Below are 13,516 nucleotides of genomic sequence, written 5' to 3' on the forward strand. Positions count from 1 at the left end.
GTTCAGCCCAGCCGTCGCAGCCTGGGTTCCAGGTCTTTCTGGAACAGCTCGAGGAATCGGCGCTGATCGTGACCGGGCGCGTGGAAGACCAAATGGTTAAGGCCCCATGTCACGTATTGGCCGACCTTTTCGACGGCCTCGTCCGGGTCCGACGACACGATCCAGCGCTTGGCAATCTGCTCGATCGGCAGTGCGTCGGCGGCCTTTTCCATCTCGATCGGGTCGTCGATGCTGTGCTTCTGCTCGGCCGTCAGCGACAACGGCGCCCAGAATCGGGTGTTGTTCAGGGCTAGCTCGGGGTCTGGGTCGTAGGAAATCTTGATCTCGATCATCTTGTCGATGTCGTCCACATTGCGCTCAGCGGCCGCGGCACCCTCTTTGACCGCAGGGATCAGCTTCTCCGTGTACAGCTCCTCGCCCTTGCCGGAGGTGCAGATGAACCCATCGCCGGCGCGTCCGGCGTATTTGGCGACGGCAGGCCCACCGGCGGCGATGTAGACCGGCACTCCGCCTTCGGGGACGTCGTAGATCGAGGCACCTTTGAGGCGGTAGTACTCGCCCTCGAAGTCGACGCGGTCGCCGCGCCACAACTCACGCATCAGCCGCACCGACTCGCGCAGCCGGGCGAACCGCTCCTTGAACTCCGGCCAGGCGCCCTCATACCCGGTGGCGATCTCGTTCAGCGCCTCCCCGGTTCCGACGCCGAGGAAGACGCGGTTCGGGTACAGGCAGCTCATCGTGGCGAAGGCCTGCGCGATGACGGCCGGGTTGTACCGAAAAGTGGGCGTGAGCACCGAGGTTCCCAGCTGAATCCGCTCGGTGCGCTCGCCGACGGCGGTCATCCACGCCAACGAGAACGGAGCATGGCCACCCTTGTGCCGCCACGGCTGGAAATGGTCGCTGACCGTCGCGCTGTCCATGCCATGCGCTTCGGCGCCCACCGCGAGTTCGACGAGCTCGCGCGGGGCGAATTGTTCGGCGGATGCTTTGTATCCCAGTTTGAGTTCAGCCACGCTGTCGTTTCTACTCCTCTGGCGATCGCGAGCGCGGCGCAGCCGGGCGAAGCGGGTCGCCACCATCAGACACTGTGGCGATCGCGAGCGCGGCGCAGCCGGGCGAAGCGGGTCGCCACCATCAGACACTGTGGCGATCGCGAGCGCGGCGCAGCCGGGCGCCGAGCGTGCAATCACTGCGAAAATCGGCCGAAAATTCGCAGTGAGCGCACGTTCGGCGCAACCAAATCATCGTGGGCGCAGCCGGGCGAAGGGGGTCGCAACTGGCGAACCTTAGACTCGCTGGCATGGCAGCGACGCCGACTCTTTCTCAGGTCACCGACAGCGTCCATTTCGTCCGGGGCAGTGCGGTCAATTGGGTGCTGGTCAGCGACGGCGACGGCGTGTTGATGATCGACGCTGGCTACCCCGGCGACCGGCAAGACGTGCTGGACTCGTTGCGCAAACTGGGCCGCGACGCCAGCGACGTGCGCGCCATCCTGCTGACCCATGCGCACATCGATCATCTGGGTTCGGCGATCTGGTTCGCCGACCAATACCGGACCCCCGTGTACTGCCATGCCGAGGAAGTGGGTCACGTCAAACGGGAGTACCTGGAGCAGGTGTCAGTTTTCGACATCGCGCTGCGCATTTGGCGACCCCGATGGGCGATATGGGGCATGCACGTAGTTCGCAACGGCGGACTCGTCCGCGATGGCATACCGAGCGCCCTGCCGCTCACCGCCGAGACGGCTGTCGGGCTTCCCGGCCGCCCGGTGCCCATTTTCACTCCGGGGCACACCAGCGGGCATTGCTCGTATCTCGTCGACGGCGTCCTTATCAGCGGCGACGCGCTGATCACCGGCCATCCATTGCTGAAGCGCACTGGACCCCAGTTACTGCCAGCGGTCTTCAGCCATAGCCAGCGGGACTGCATCCGTACCCTCGAGGCGCTGGCCCTGGTGGAAACCGAGGTTTTGCTGCCCGGTCACGGCGACGTGTGGCGTGGTCCGATCCGCGAGGCGACCGACGCCGCAATCGCACTAGCGAGCTGATATTGGCGCGCCGAACGTGGGTGGTAGGTACGAGATTTGATCGCTTTTCGTCCATAGCCCCCACGTTCGGCGAGCGAGGCTAGCACGATCCTTAGCTCGTCAGCCCCAGATGCTCGCGCAACGTCTCACCGGTGTACTCCGTGCGAAACGCCCCGCGTTCCTGCAGGAGCGGCACCACCTGGTCGACGAATTCGTCCAGGCCGTGCGGCGTGAGATGCGGCACCAGGATGAATCCGTCGCAGGCGTCGGCCTGGATGTAGTGGTCGATCTCGTCAGCGATCTGCGCGGCGGTCCCCACGAACTGCTGCCGACTGGTGACGGCGATGACCAACTCCCGGATCGACAGGTTCTCCGCTTGGGCGCGCTCCCGATAACGGCGGGCCACCGCAACGGGGTCACCGTGTCGGACGCGGCCCTGGGTGATGCTGCTGTTGACGACCGGGTCGACTTCGGGCAGCGGACCATCGGGGTCGTAGTCAGACAGGTCGCGGCCCCACACCTGCTCGAGCATCGCGATCGCGGTGGCACCGCTGACCTGCTGATGACGGATATGCTGCGCCCTGTCCTGAGCCTCATCTGCGTTGTCACCGATGACGAATGTTGCTGCGGGAAACACCTTGAGCTGATTGGGATCTCGGCCGTAAGACTGCGCCCGGCCCTTGACGTCGGCGTAGTAGCGCTGCCCGTCCTCGAGCGAACCATGCAGGGTGAACAAGGCGTCGGCATGCCGTGCACCGAAAGCGCGGCCCTCGGGGGAGTCGCCGGCTTGCAACAGCACCGGATGGCCCTGCGGCCCTGCGGGCAGCGTCGCAAACCCGCGCACGTCGAATTGAGGACCCGAATGCTCGACACTGCGAATCCGGTTCGGATCGACGTAAACCCCGTTGTCGACGTCGGCCAGCACGGCACCAGCTTGCCAGCTGTCCCAAAACGCCCGTGCCACGCTGAGAAACTCCTCGGCCCGCTGATAGCGGTCGGCGTGGTCGAGGAAGCCGCCGCGCCGAAAGTTAGCGCCGGTGAACGCATCCGACGAGGTGACGATGTTCCAGCCGGCACGGCCGGCGGACAAGTGGTCGAGTGTGGCGAATTGCCTTGCTACCTCGAAGGGTTCGTTGAACGTGGTGTTGATGGTTCCGGTGAGGCCGATCCGGTCGGTGATGCCGGCCAACGCGGCCAGCAGGGTGAAGGTGTCCGGCCGACCCACCACATCCAGGTCGTAGATCCGCCCGCGGTGCTCACGCAGCCGTAGCCCCTCGGCCAGAAAAAAGAAGTCGAACAATCCGCGTTCGGCGGTGCGGGCGAGATGCACGAACGAGTCGAACTCGATCTGACTGCCCGCCCTGGAATCAGTCCATACGGTGGTGTTGTTGACACCTGGAAAATGGGCTGCCAGGTGAATCGGCTTGCGGCTCATGACATCAGGCCCCATCGCTGCGCGATGAGCTCATGTGAGCGCAGCCGGTCCTCGTGCCGGTGGGTCACCGAGGTGACGACGAGCTCGTCGGCGCCGGTCAGGCGTTGCAATGCGGACAGCCGCTCGGCGACCTCATCCGGATTGCCGACGAATTGCGTTTCCAGCCTGTCCTTTACCACGCGCAGCTGCTCGTCGGTGAGCGGCGGGCAGTCGTCGGGATCCGGATAGGGCACGGCGCCGACTCCGGTCCGGATGGAATACACCCACTGCCCGTAGCCGGTGGCCAGATGCCTGGCGGTGGCACTGTCGTCGGCGACGACGATGTCGGCAGACACCACGACGTAGGGCCGCTCCAGCGTCGCCGACGGGACGAACGCACCACGGTATGCCTCGATGGCCTCCAGTGCGGTCGCCGGAGTGATGTGATAGCTGGCGACAAACGGCAACCCGCGCGCACCGGCTACCCGGGCGCTTTGCCCCCTGGCACTGCCAAAGATCCACGGTGTCAGTCCAGATCGCTCGCCCGGCACCGCGTGCACGTCGAAACCGTCGGCCTGGTAGGTACCCTCGAGCATCGCGATGATGTCGGCGAGCTGCTCGGCGAAGTCAGGCGACACCGCCTCGGGTTGCTGCAAGATCCCCATGGTCGCCTGCACCCGCTCCTTGTCGAGCAGGCCGCGCAGATCGAACGGCAGCGGAATCACCACACCGTCGACCTCTCGCCGCTGCCGTGGCGGACGGGATTTGGTCGACGGCTGCTTGGGCTTGAAGCCGGTGTCGCGTCGTTGCCCTCGGCCCACACCGAGGTCGATGCGTCCCGGGTAGAAGGCTTCCAGCATTCCGAAACTTTCGACCACCGCGGCGGCCGTGGTGTGACTCAGCTGGACCGCAGCCGCACCGACCCGAATGCTGTTGGTAGCGGCCGCGATCTGGCCGATCAGCACCGCCGGTGCTGAGCTGGCGACGCCGACGAAGTGATGCTCGGCGATCCAGAACCGACGGTAGCCCCACCGCTCGGCGCGCTGGGCCAGGTCGATGGTGTTACGGAGGGCCGTCGCGGCATCGCTGCCCGCGCTGATCGGTGCGAGGTCCAGAATCGACAGCGGGATCATTGGTGCACCGTCGCGTAGCGGTTGGGTGCTGTTGGTAGGTCGAGTCTTTCGCGCAGGGTTTCGCCGTCCCGGTAGGTGGTGCGGAACCGTCCAGCGCGCTGCAGCATCGGCACCACCTCGTCGACAATCACCGCTAGGTCAGCGGCATTGACGGCTGGGCGCAATCGCACACCGTCAACGCCGATCCGCTGCCAGTCCAATAGCATATCCACCAAATCTGTTGCACTGCCGCCGAACACCAGTGCATCAGAGCGGAATTCGTTATCGCCCGCGAACGAAACCACCACGTCGGCAAACACTTTCAAATGTCCACCGCCCGCAGCGCGCACCTCGTCGAGAATGTTGTCCAGCGAGTCGCCGTCGGTGGGCGTGATGAAGACGATATCCGCACTAGCGGCGGCGAATTCGTAGATCGGGCCGGCATGGGCGAGCGCCGCCACCACCGGCTGGCCCTGCGGCGGCCGCGGCGTGATCGACGGCCCCTTGACCGAGAAATACTTTCCGGTGAAGTCGATGTAATGCAGTTTCTCGCGGTCGACGTAACGCCCGCTTGCCACGTCACGGATCACCGCGTCGTCCTCCCAGCTGTCCCACAACCGGCGCACCACGTCGACAAAATCCAAAGCTTCGTCGAACAAGGCGATCTCGGATACGTCCCGGCGCCCGAACAAGTTGGCCTCATGCGCGGTGACGCTGACCCGAGGTTGCCAGCCGGCGCGGCCATGTGACACATAGTCAAGGGTGGCAATGGATTTGGAGATGTGGAACGGTTCGGTGTGGGTGACAGTGGCCACCGGGATCAGCCCGATATGGCGGGTCGCCGGTGCGACGCGGGCGGCCACCAGCACGGCGTCACCGCGGCCGGCCAGCCGGCCCGGATCGATCCGCTCGCGGCGCCCGGGTTGCGGCATCAGGGTGTCGTCGATGGTGAGAAAGTCGAGCAGTCCACGCTCGGCGGTGGCCGCGAGCCCCGCCCAGTAGTGACCGCTGAGCACCGACGCGGTGTCGCGGTCGGCCGTCGGCGTGGCCCGCCATGCCTGCGGGTTCCAGCCGTATCCGTCCAGCGCGACACCCAGATGCAGCTCCGCGGTCATGCCAAGCCCTTTTCGAACGCGACGGGAAGGACCGGTCCCCGGGAAGGCAACGGCTCGGGAAGCCGGGTATAGCCGAGGGACAGATACAGTTCCTCTGCCTCGGGCTGGCGATCGCCGGTGATCAGGTAGACCTTCCGGTAACCGCGTGCCGCGATCCGGGTCTCCAGTTCGCCCACCAGCGCCGCAGCGTAGCCGCGGCGCCGATGCTCGCGATGCGTCCAGATCCGCTTTAGTTCCGCGGTGTGGGCGTCGAACCGGCAGAACGCGCCCCCGGTCACCGCAAGGCCGTCCAGCAGACCGACCAGCATCCCGCCGTCGGGCGGTGCGAACTCATCGGCCGGGCCGTCGCGCATCCAGTCCAGATACGTTTGCGGCGCGCCCCCGTAGCGCTGCGCGTACTCGACGGCCAGCTCGGTGAACAAGGGCTGAGCCACCGGATCGCCGAGGCCGGCGGGCACGAAGCGTAGCTGACCGCACGGAGCTGAGTGTCTGGCTCGAGTCATTTGGCTGAACCCGGTCTAGACCCGTACTGCCGTGACATACCTCGGCATGACCGCCAAGTCGCTGGGCAGGGGAACCCGGCGCACCGGCCTGCCGATGGCGGCGCGAATCTCGACGATGGTCTTCTCAGCCGTCTGCCAGCCGTGGGACATCAGATAGTCAGGGACATAGCGATATTCGCCCGGATAGGTCAACATGGACAAATCGACATCGAGGCCATGTTCTCGCCAGTGTTTGATGAATGTATGCCCCTCTTTGATTTGCGTCGGGCTCCAAATGGTGTGATCTGCCGCGAACCGGCTGCCGGCGGCGCTCGCCGCGCTGACTTCGTGCAACACCGCATCTTGTCCATCGGGCGACAGATAGCCCACGAACAACTGCTCGGCAATCCACACGGTGGGTTGTGCACCGTCGAAACCGACCCGCCGAAGTGCCGCCAGCCAGTCTTGGCGAAGATCGACGCCGATGGCGCAACGATTCACGGTCACCTCGGCGCCCAGTCCACGTAGCACCTTGGTCTTGAACTCGATGACGTCCGGCTGGTCGACCTCATACACCGTTGTGCCCGGCGGCCACCACAGCCGATACGGCCGAGTGTCCAGACCGGACCCCAGGATGACCGCCTGACGAATTCCTGCCGCACCGGCATCGGCGAGGTATTGGTCCAAGAAGCGGGCGTGCGACGCCAGGATGTCGATGAGACCGGTCATTCGGGGGTTGTCGCCATCGTCATCTTCGTAAAGCTGGTTTGCGATCAGCTGCGTGAAGTACTTGACCCCGGCGGCGCGGACCAGCTGTTCCGCGAACGGATCCTGAAGTAGCCCTTTGTTGGTTGCGACTGCCCTCGCGGCCGCACCGAATGTCGCGGTCATTCCTACCCCGGTAGTCGCGTCCCAGGTGTCGTCGTCTGTCCGGACCATCTGTCAGCTGTCCGCCCGGCGTCGTAGCACGAGGTCAACGCCGCCTCGCCAACCAAGCAGCAGCACCGCGGTCACCGAGGAGGCCACCAGCACGAAGCTCACCGCCACCCCGGCAGAACTGGCCTTGCGCAACAACATGCCGAAAACAACAGTGCACAGCCACACGATCATTCCGGTCGGCACCACTTCAGTGGGTCGCCGCCAAGCACGCGAAGCCAACCACCCGATGACGGTCCCGGACAGGAATGGCCACGCGGTCGACGCGGTGCCGGAGATGTTGACTCCCTCGTCGTGGCTGCGGCGTCCCACCGCGCAGAACAGCAGCACCCCAAGGATGTCGGCGCTCAGCCACGCCGGCCCGCGCCGCGATGACATTCAGCGAGACTACCGCGACTCCTTGACCCGCCTGTTGGGCTGAACCTAGATTCAGCAGGAATGGATGCCAATTCAGCCCAAGCACCACCGACATTCGACCCTTACGACCCGCTTGGACTGGACGCGTCGCTGTCAAACGATGAAATCGCGGTGCGCGAAACCGTCAGAAAGTTCTGCGCCGAGCACGTGACGCCGTACGTGGCGGATTGGTTCGAGACCGGCGACCTTCCGGTGGTCCGCGAGCTCACAAAACAGTTCGGTGAACTCGGCCTGCTGGGTATGCACTTGGAAGGCTACGGCTGCGGAGGCTCTTCAGCCGTGCACTACGGCCTGGCCTGTGTCGAACTCGAGGCCGCCGACTCGGGCGTCCGGTCCATGGTGTCGGTGCAGGGCTCGCTGGCGATGTTCGCCATCTGGAACTTCGGTTCTGAGGAGCAGAAGCAGCAGTGGCTGCCCGGCATGGCCGCCGGGGACCTCATCGGGTGCTTCGGGCTGACCGAGCCCGACGCCGGCTCCGATCCGGCTGCGATGAAAACCCGCGCGCAACAAGATGGTTCGGATTGGATCCTCAACGGCCGCAAGATGTGGATCACCAACGGGTCGGTCGCCGACGTAGCGATCGTCTGGGCCAACACCGACGACGGGATCCGCGGATTCATCGTGCCCACCGATACCGCGGGGTTTGCCGCCAACACCATCCACCACAAGCTGTCACTGCGGGCGTCGATCACCAGCGAGCTGGTCCTCGACGACGTGCGACTCCCCACCGAGGCGATGTTGCCCGACGCGCTCGGCCTGAAAGGCCCGCTGTCCTGCCTGTCGGAGGCGCGCTACGGGATCATCTGGGGGTCGATGGGTGCGGCGCGGTCGGCGTGGCAATCCGCACTCGACTACGCGACGCAACGAACTCAATTCGGCCGTCCGATCGCTGGATTCCAGCTCACCCAGGCCAAACTCGTCGACATGGCGGTCGAGCTGCACAAGGGTCAGCTGCTGTCACTGCACCTGGGCAGGCTCAAAGACGGAGTGGGCCTGCGACCCGATCAGGTCAGCTTCGGCAAACTCAACAACACCCGAGAGGCGATCAAGATCTGCCGGACGGCGCGAACAATACTGGGCGGCAACGGAATATCGCTGGAATACCCAGTCATCCGGCACATGGTCAACCTCGAATCGGTACTGACCTATGAAGGCACGGCCGAGATGCACCAGCTCGTCCTCGGCCAGGCCTTCACCGATTTGGCCGCATTCCGCTGACGGGTTCCGATGCGGACTAGCCACACTCACTCGGCTGAGAGAGACTTACTCAATGCCGACACCGCGACGCGGGCAGGAGCGCATCGAAATCGCCGCCCCTCCGGAGGAGGTGTTCGACCTCGTGGCCGACATAACCCGGATGGGCGAGTGGAGTCCGGAATGCTACCGCTGCGAGTGGCTGAACGGAGCGACCGAAGCTGCGCCGGGAGCACGGTTTCGCGGCTACAACCGAATTCGTGGCTATCGCTGGCAACGTACCGTACAAGTCGACGTCGCAGACCGCGGCCGGGAATTCGCCTTCACCACTCTCGACGGCCGCACCGGACGGCACGAAACCCGTTGGCGTTACACGATGGAACCTTCGTCGAACGGTACGGCACTCACCGAGTCCTTCGAATTCCTCTGGTGTTCGGCTGCCAACCGAACGCTCGAAATGTTCCTGCCCCGCGGACGCCAGATGAATCGGGGTATCCACGAGACACTGGCACGAATCAAGCGCGCCGCCGAACGATGATCCGGAGATGCCTATGAGAGCTACGGCTTGTCGAATGGGTGCGTGGGTCGCGGCGAGCGTGTTTCTGGCCGCGGCGACCGGGATTCCCACAGCCGGCGCTGATCCCAGCGTCGCTCTTCCGCCAATGACTTCCAGCGGTGGCGGTCCGATCGTCGGTGGCGGCGACGAGGCCGCGCAGGGACGGATGTCGCTGCAACTCACCAGCCGTAACAATCCGGACATCCAAGAGGTAGACGGTTCGGATGCGGCCGCGTTCATCAACGCCGCGGCCGGCCTCACCGACCTCCGGCTCGCAGCCCCGTTCCAGTTGCTGCAACGGGCGCTGGGCTGCCAGAAGGACAACGCGGGATTCGGAGCGCGCGCCTACCGGCGGGCCGACGGGCAGTGGGGAGGCGCAGTGCTGGTCATCGCCAAGAGCGCCACCTCGGACGTCGACACGCTGACCAACTGCGTCAGCTCCAGCTGGCCCAAACCCACGGCCGGCGCGGCAACGTCGATGTGTAACAGCGGCTGGACCTACCCCACCTCCGGCGAAAACCACCGTCCGGAAACGTATTACATCTTGCTGGCCGGCACGGCTTCGGATTTCTGCAGTGTGCCGGACGCGAACTACCGGAACTACGCAACCGCCTGGCCGTGACCTGAGACCGTTATCCTTCCCGAATGGCAACGAGCGTGTCCGGGAAGATCGCATTCGTCACCGGCGGCGCGTCCGGCATCGGCGCAGCGCTGGCCGCCGAGTTGACCGAGGGCGGCGCCGAGGTCTGGATCGCGGATCGCCAACTCGACGCCGCGCAGGAGTTGGCGCAGCGTCTCAACAACGCCGGCGCGAAGACGCACGCCATCGAGCTCGACGTGCGCGACTATCCGTCGTTCGAGCGCGCCGCTGCCGAGGTGGTGCGGCAATCCGGCCGGATCGACTATCTGTTCAACAATGCCGGCATCGGGGTGGGCGGCGAGGTCGACTCATACACGCTCGACGACTGGAACGACGTCTTCGATGTGAACCTGCACGGTGTGGTGCACGACATCCAGGCGATCTACCCGATCATGATCGGGCAGCGCTCGGGCCACATCGTCAACACCGCGTCGGTGGCCGGCCTGCTCGCCTCCCCCGGTTCGGCGAGCTACACCGCGTCCAAGCATGCCGTCGTCGCACTGTCGAAGGCGCTCCGGCTGGAGGCCAAACGCCACGGCGTTCAGGTATCGGTGCTGTGTCCGGGCGCGATCCGGACCCCGATCCTCACCGGCGGCAAGTACGGACGCATGGCCATGACCGGCCTCAGCGACGAGCAACTACTCAAATTCTGGGAACCGGCGCGGCCGATGGCACCCGAGAAGTTCGCCGAACGGGCCCTTCGGGCGGTGCTGCGCGAAGACGCCATCATCGTGGTGCCTGCCTGGTGGAAGGCCGCGTGGTACCTGGACCGCTGGTTTCCGGCGGTGTCGACGCTGTTTGCCCGGCTCACGCTCAAACGTATCCGTGAAATGGATTCCGGCGCAGCGTGATTCGGATGTGGTGGCGAACAGACGCAAAAGCAACCCGACACACCGCGCGCGGAGGGGCTTTTCGTCTGCTCGCCGTCAGATAGGTGACGATGCCCTACGCGGCGTCGTACGGTGAGGAGGCGCTGTGAAGACTGGGAGGGACGAGTATGACGCAATCCAGCGAGCCGGCGGCTGCCGTCAGGCGCCATCAGGTCGTCGTCATCGGAAGCGGGTTCGGCGGACTGAACGCGGCCAGGTCGCTCAAACGGGCTGACGTCGACGTCACGCTGATCTCGAAGACGACGACGCACCTGTTCCAGCCGTTGCTCTACCAGGTAGCGACCGGAATCCTGTCCGAAGGCGATATCGCCCCTACCACCCGACTGGTGCTGCGCAAGCAGAAGAACGTGCGGGTTCTGCTCGGCGAGGTCAACGCCATCGACCTGAAGGCGAAGACGGTTACCTCGAAGCTGATGGCCATGGAGACGGTCACCCCTTATGACAGCCTGATCGTGGCCGCCGGGGCGCAGCAGTCCTATTTCGGCAACGACCATTTCGCCACCTTCGCGCCCGGCATGAAGAGCATCGACGACGCGCTGGAGTTGCGCGGCCGCATCCTCGGTGCGTTCGAGGCGGCCGAGGTGACCACCGACCCGGCCGAACGGGAACGGCGCCTGACGTTCGTCGTCGTCGGTGCCGGTCCGACGGGTGTCGAGATCGCGGGCCAGATCGTCGAACTGGCCGAGCGAACGCTGGCCGGGGCGTTCAGGACTATCACCCCCACGGAATGCCGGGTGATTCTGCTCGACGCGGCGCCGGCGGTATTGCCGCCGATGGGGCCGAAGTTGGGTCTCAAGGCGCAGCGGCGGCTGGAGAAGATGGATGTCGAAATTCAGCTGAACGCGATGGTGACCGCAGTCGACTACAAGGGCATCACCATCAAGGAGAAGGACGGTGACGAACGCCGCATCGAGTGTGCATGCAAGGTGTGGGCGGCCGGCGTCCAAGCCAGCCCGCTGGGCAAGATGATCGCCGAACAGTCCGACGGGACCGAGACCGACCGCGCCGGACGAGTGATCGTAGAACCGGACCTCACAGTCAAGGGACACCCGCACGTCTTCGTCGTCGGCGATCTGATGTCCGTGCCGGGAGTACCGGGGATGGCGCAGGGAGCGATCCAAGGAGCGCACTACGCCACCAAGACGATCAAGAACACCGTCAAAGGCAAAGACGATCCGGCCAACCGCGAGCCGTTCAAGTACTTCAATAAGGGCAGCATGGCGACGATCTCGCGGAACAGCGCCGTCGCGCAGGTCGGCAAGCTGGAGTTCGGAGGCTACTTCGCCTGGTTGGCTTGGCTGGTATTGCACCTGTATTACCTGGTAGGCCACCGCAACCGCATTGCCGCCTTGTTCTCCTGGTGGATCTCGTTCGTAGGGCGCAGCCGCGGCCAGATGGCCATCACCAGCCAGATGATCTACGCCCGATCGGTGATCAACTGGATGACGCAGACGCAGGGGCAGGGACCGCTGGCCGCCGCCGAGCAGGCCGAAGAGGCCGAACAACACGCGGGCTAGCTCAGCGCCTGATCGATATCGGCGATCAGATCGTCGGCGCTCTCCAGCCCGACCGAGATGCGGACCACGCCGTCACCGAGCCCGATCGCGGCGCGGCCCTCTGGGCCCATCGCCCGGTGAGTCGTCGTCGCCGGATGAGTGACAAGGGATTTGGCGTCGCCGAGATTGTTCGAGATATCGATCAGCCGCAGCTTGTCGAGCAATTCGAAGGCCCGTGCCTTTGCGGCGCTCTCAGGTACGTCGAGTTCGAAGGTAATTACCGTTCCGCCACCGGACATTTGGCGCTTGGCCAGGTCGTACTGCGGGTGTGACACCAGATACGGGTATCGCACCCAGCGCACCGCCGGGTGAGTCTCCAGGAACTCCGCGATCCGCTGCGCCGAGGAATTGCTCTGTTCCACCCGAATAGCCAGCGTCTCAAGGCCTTTCAGCAACACCCAGGCGTTGAACGCGCTCATCGCCGGACCGGTGTGGCGCATCAGCTTCTGCACCGGCCCGTCGATGTACTCCTTGTCGCCGAGGATGGCGCCGCCCAGCACCCGACCCTGACCGTCGATGTGCTTGGTGCCCGAGTACACCACCACGTCCGCGCCGAGTGGAAAGCCCTGCTGCAGCAACGGCGTGGCAAAGACGTTGTCCAACACCACCTTTGCGCCCGCGGCGTGAGCCATATCGCTCACCGCGGCGATGTCCACCAGCGATTGCATGGGATTCGACGGAGTTTCGAAGAACACCGCCTGCGTTGGTACCGACAGCGCCTGCTCCCACTGCGAAAGGTCATCGCCGTCGACGAATACAGTCTCCACTCCCCAGCGCGGCAGGATCTCGTTGCACACCACGAAGCACGAGCCGAAGAGGCTGCGGGCGGCCACCAGCCGATCACCGGCGCCCAGCAGCGCGCCGAGTGAGACGAACACCGCGGCCATGCCGCTCGCGGTGCCGAAAGCCGCCGGGGCGCCTTCGATCAGGCGCAGCCGCTCCTCGAACATCGTCACCGTCGGGTTGCCGTAGCGGGAGTACACGAAGTGGTCCGACTCGCCGGTGAACGACTCCTCCGCGACAGCCGCCGAGGGGTACACGTAGCCGGACGTCAGGTACATCGCTTCGGCGGTCTCGTCGAAGCCGGACCGCAAGATCCCGCCACGCACCCCGATGGTGGCTTGGCTCACGCCGTCGGGCAGCCCCTTCGGCGTCCGGACCGAGGGCCGATCGGTCAT

The 13,516-nt window shown here is 65.2% G+C and carries 14 protein-coding genes and 1 pseudogene; 7 read left to right on the forward strand and 8 right to left on the reverse strand.

The window, feature by feature from the left end; all coding sequences use genetic code 11:
* Window positions 1-2 precede the first annotated feature (2 nt).
* Window positions 3-1,013 (reverse strand): glucose-6-phosphate dehydrogenase (coenzyme-F420), encoded by a 1,011-nt coding sequence (gene fgd, locus A9W99_RS15190; protein WP_067379282.1) that lies wholly within the window; start codon window positions 1,011-1,013, stop codon window positions 3-5.
* Window positions 1,014-1,034: 21 nt separating this feature from the next.
* On the opposite strand from fgd, the pseudogene A9W99_RS27790 reads away from it, so the two are divergent.
* Window positions 1,035-1,132, forward strand: a pseudogene (locus tag A9W99_RS27790) (hypothetical protein); the annotation flags it as partial.
* Window positions 1,133-1,300: 168 nt separating this feature from the next.
* The gene (locus A9W99_RS15195; protein ID WP_067379284.1) at window positions 1,301-2,047 is read left to right on the forward strand and encodes an MBL fold metallo-hydrolase; all 747 of its coding nucleotides are present in this window, start codon (window positions 1,301-1,303) and stop codon (window positions 2,045-2,047) included.
* A gap of 91 nt (window positions 2,048-2,138) precedes the next feature.
* On the opposite strand, the gene A9W99_RS15200 is transcribed toward A9W99_RS15195, so the two are convergent.
* Genes A9W99_RS15200 through A9W99_RS15225 form a run of 6 tightly spaced genes read right to left on the reverse strand, consistent with a single transcriptional unit; the run spans window position 2,139 to window position 7,463 of the window.
* Window positions 2,139-3,461, reverse strand: coding sequence for an NtaA/DmoA family FMN-dependent monooxygenase (locus A9W99_RS15200; RefSeq protein WP_067379285.1), 1,323 nt, complete (start codon window positions 3,459-3,461; stop codon window positions 2,139-2,141).
* Window positions 3,458-4,573: an LLM class flavin-dependent oxidoreductase gene (locus tag A9W99_RS15205; protein WP_067379287.1), complete on the reverse strand. Its 1,116-nt coding sequence runs from the start codon at window positions 4,571-4,573 to the stop codon at window positions 3,458-3,460. Before A9W99_RS15205 ends, A9W99_RS15200 begins: the two co-directional genes overlap by 4 nt.
* The gene (locus A9W99_RS15210; RefSeq protein ID WP_067379291.1) at window positions 4,570-5,667 is read right to left on the reverse strand and encodes an LLM class flavin-dependent oxidoreductase; all 1,098 of its coding nucleotides are present in this window, start codon (window positions 5,665-5,667) and stop codon (window positions 4,570-4,572) included. The genes A9W99_RS15205 and A9W99_RS15210 overlap by 4 nt, the downstream gene beginning before the upstream one ends.
* The gene (locus tag A9W99_RS15215) at window positions 5,664-6,170 is read right to left on the reverse strand and encodes a GNAT family N-acetyltransferase (protein ID WP_067379294.1); all 507 of its coding nucleotides are present in this window, start codon (window positions 6,168-6,170) and stop codon (window positions 5,664-5,666) included. The genes A9W99_RS15210 and A9W99_RS15215 overlap by 4 nt, the downstream gene beginning before the upstream one ends.
* A gap of 15 nt (window positions 6,171-6,185) precedes the next feature.
* Entirely contained in the window at window positions 6,186-7,088 is a 903-nt protein-coding gene (locus A9W99_RS15220; RefSeq protein WP_067379296.1) for an SAM-dependent methyltransferase, read from the reverse strand.
* A gap of 3 nt (window positions 7,089-7,091) precedes the next feature.
* Entirely contained in the window at window positions 7,092-7,463 is a 372-nt protein-coding gene (locus A9W99_RS15225; RefSeq protein ID WP_067379298.1) for a DUF3054 domain-containing protein, read from the reverse strand.
* A gap of 60 nt (window positions 7,464-7,523) precedes the next feature.
* On the opposite strand from A9W99_RS15225, the gene A9W99_RS15230 reads away from it, so the two are divergent.
* From A9W99_RS15230 to A9W99_RS15250, 5 genes are all read left to right on the forward strand, one after another.
* Window positions 7,524-8,720: an acyl-CoA dehydrogenase gene (locus A9W99_RS15230; RefSeq protein WP_067379300.1), complete on the forward strand. Its 1,197-nt coding sequence runs from the start codon at window positions 7,524-7,526 to the stop codon at window positions 8,718-8,720.
* Between the two features lie 52 nt (window positions 8,721-8,772).
* Window positions 8,773-9,234, forward strand: coding sequence for an SRPBCC family protein (locus A9W99_RS15235; protein ID WP_067379303.1), 462 nt, complete (start codon window positions 8,773-8,775; stop codon window positions 9,232-9,234).
* A 13-nt stretch (window positions 9,235-9,247) separates the two neighbouring features.
* Window positions 9,248-9,874 (forward strand): hypothetical protein, encoded by a 627-nt coding sequence (locus A9W99_RS15240; protein WP_082930010.1) that lies wholly within the window; start codon window positions 9,248-9,250, stop codon window positions 9,872-9,874.
* A gap of 23 nt (window positions 9,875-9,897) precedes the next feature.
* The gene (locus A9W99_RS15245) at window positions 9,898-10,743 is read left to right on the forward strand and encodes an SDR family oxidoreductase (RefSeq protein ID WP_067379308.1); all 846 of its coding nucleotides are present in this window, start codon (window positions 9,898-9,900) and stop codon (window positions 10,741-10,743) included.
* Between the two features lie 146 nt (window positions 10,744-10,889).
* Window positions 10,890-12,299 (forward strand): NAD(P)/FAD-dependent oxidoreductase, encoded by a 1,410-nt coding sequence (locus A9W99_RS15250; RefSeq protein ID WP_067379311.1) that lies wholly within the window; start codon window positions 10,890-10,892, stop codon window positions 12,297-12,299.
* On the opposite strand, the gene A9W99_RS15255 is transcribed toward A9W99_RS15250, so the two are convergent.
* Complete coding sequence (locus A9W99_RS15255) at window positions 12,296-13,516, reverse strand: O-succinylhomoserine sulfhydrylase (RefSeq protein ID WP_067379313.1); 1,221 nt, start codon at window positions 13,514-13,516, stop codon at window positions 12,296-12,298. The two genes, A9W99_RS15250 and A9W99_RS15255, sit on opposite strands and share 4 nt — an antisense overlap.

Origin of the sequence: Mycobacterium sp. 1164966.3 (assembly GCF_001665395.1) — a bacterium.
Lineage (GTDB): Bacteria > Actinomycetota > Actinomycetes > Mycobacteriales > Mycobacteriaceae > Mycobacterium.

Bases quoted from the DNA above. Each gene is read 5' to 3' on its own strand.
- A9W99_RS15195 (WP_067379284.1), top strand. From the start codon at position 1,301: ATGGCAGCGACGCCGACTCTTTCTCAGGTCACCGACAGCGTCCATTTC.
- A9W99_RS15200 (WP_067379285.1), bottom strand. From the start codon at position 3,461: ATGAGCCGCAAGCCGATTCACCTGGCAGCCCATTTTCCAGGTGTCAAC.
- A9W99_RS15205 (WP_067379287.1), bottom strand. From the start codon at position 4,573: ATGATCCCGCTGTCGATTCTGGACCTCGCACCGATCAGCGCGGGCAGC.
- A9W99_RS15210 (WP_067379291.1), bottom strand. From the start codon at position 5,667: ATGACCGCGGAGCTGCATCTGGGTGTCGCGCTGGACGGATACGGCTGG.
- A9W99_RS15215 (WP_067379294.1), bottom strand. From the start codon at position 6,170: ATGACTCGAGCCAGACACTCAGCTCCGTGCGGTCAGCTACGCTTCGTG.
- A9W99_RS15220 (WP_067379296.1), bottom strand. From the start codon at position 7,088: ATGGTCCGGACAGACGACGACACCTGGGACGCGACTACCGGGGTAGGA.
- A9W99_RS15225 (WP_067379298.1), bottom strand. From the start codon at position 7,463: ATGTCATCGCGGCGCGGGCCGGCGTGGCTGAGCGCCGACATCCTTGGG.
- A9W99_RS15230 (WP_067379300.1), top strand. From the start codon at position 7,524: ATGGATGCCAATTCAGCCCAAGCACCACCGACATTCGACCCTTACGAC.
- A9W99_RS15235 (WP_067379303.1), top strand. From the start codon at position 8,773: ATGCCGACACCGCGACGCGGGCAGGAGCGCATCGAAATCGCCGCCCCT.
- A9W99_RS15240 (WP_082930010.1), top strand. From the start codon at position 9,248: ATGAGAGCTACGGCTTGTCGAATGGGTGCGTGGGTCGCGGCGAGCGTG.
- A9W99_RS15245 (WP_067379308.1), top strand. From the start codon at position 9,898: ATGGCAACGAGCGTGTCCGGGAAGATCGCATTCGTCACCGGCGGCGCG.
- A9W99_RS15250 (WP_067379311.1), top strand. From the start codon at position 10,890: ATGACGCAATCCAGCGAGCCGGCGGCTGCCGTCAGGCGCCATCAGGTC.
- A9W99_RS15255 (WP_067379313.1), bottom strand. From the start codon at position 13,516: ATGACCGATCGGCCCTCGGTCCGGACGCCGAAGGGGCTGCCCGACGGC.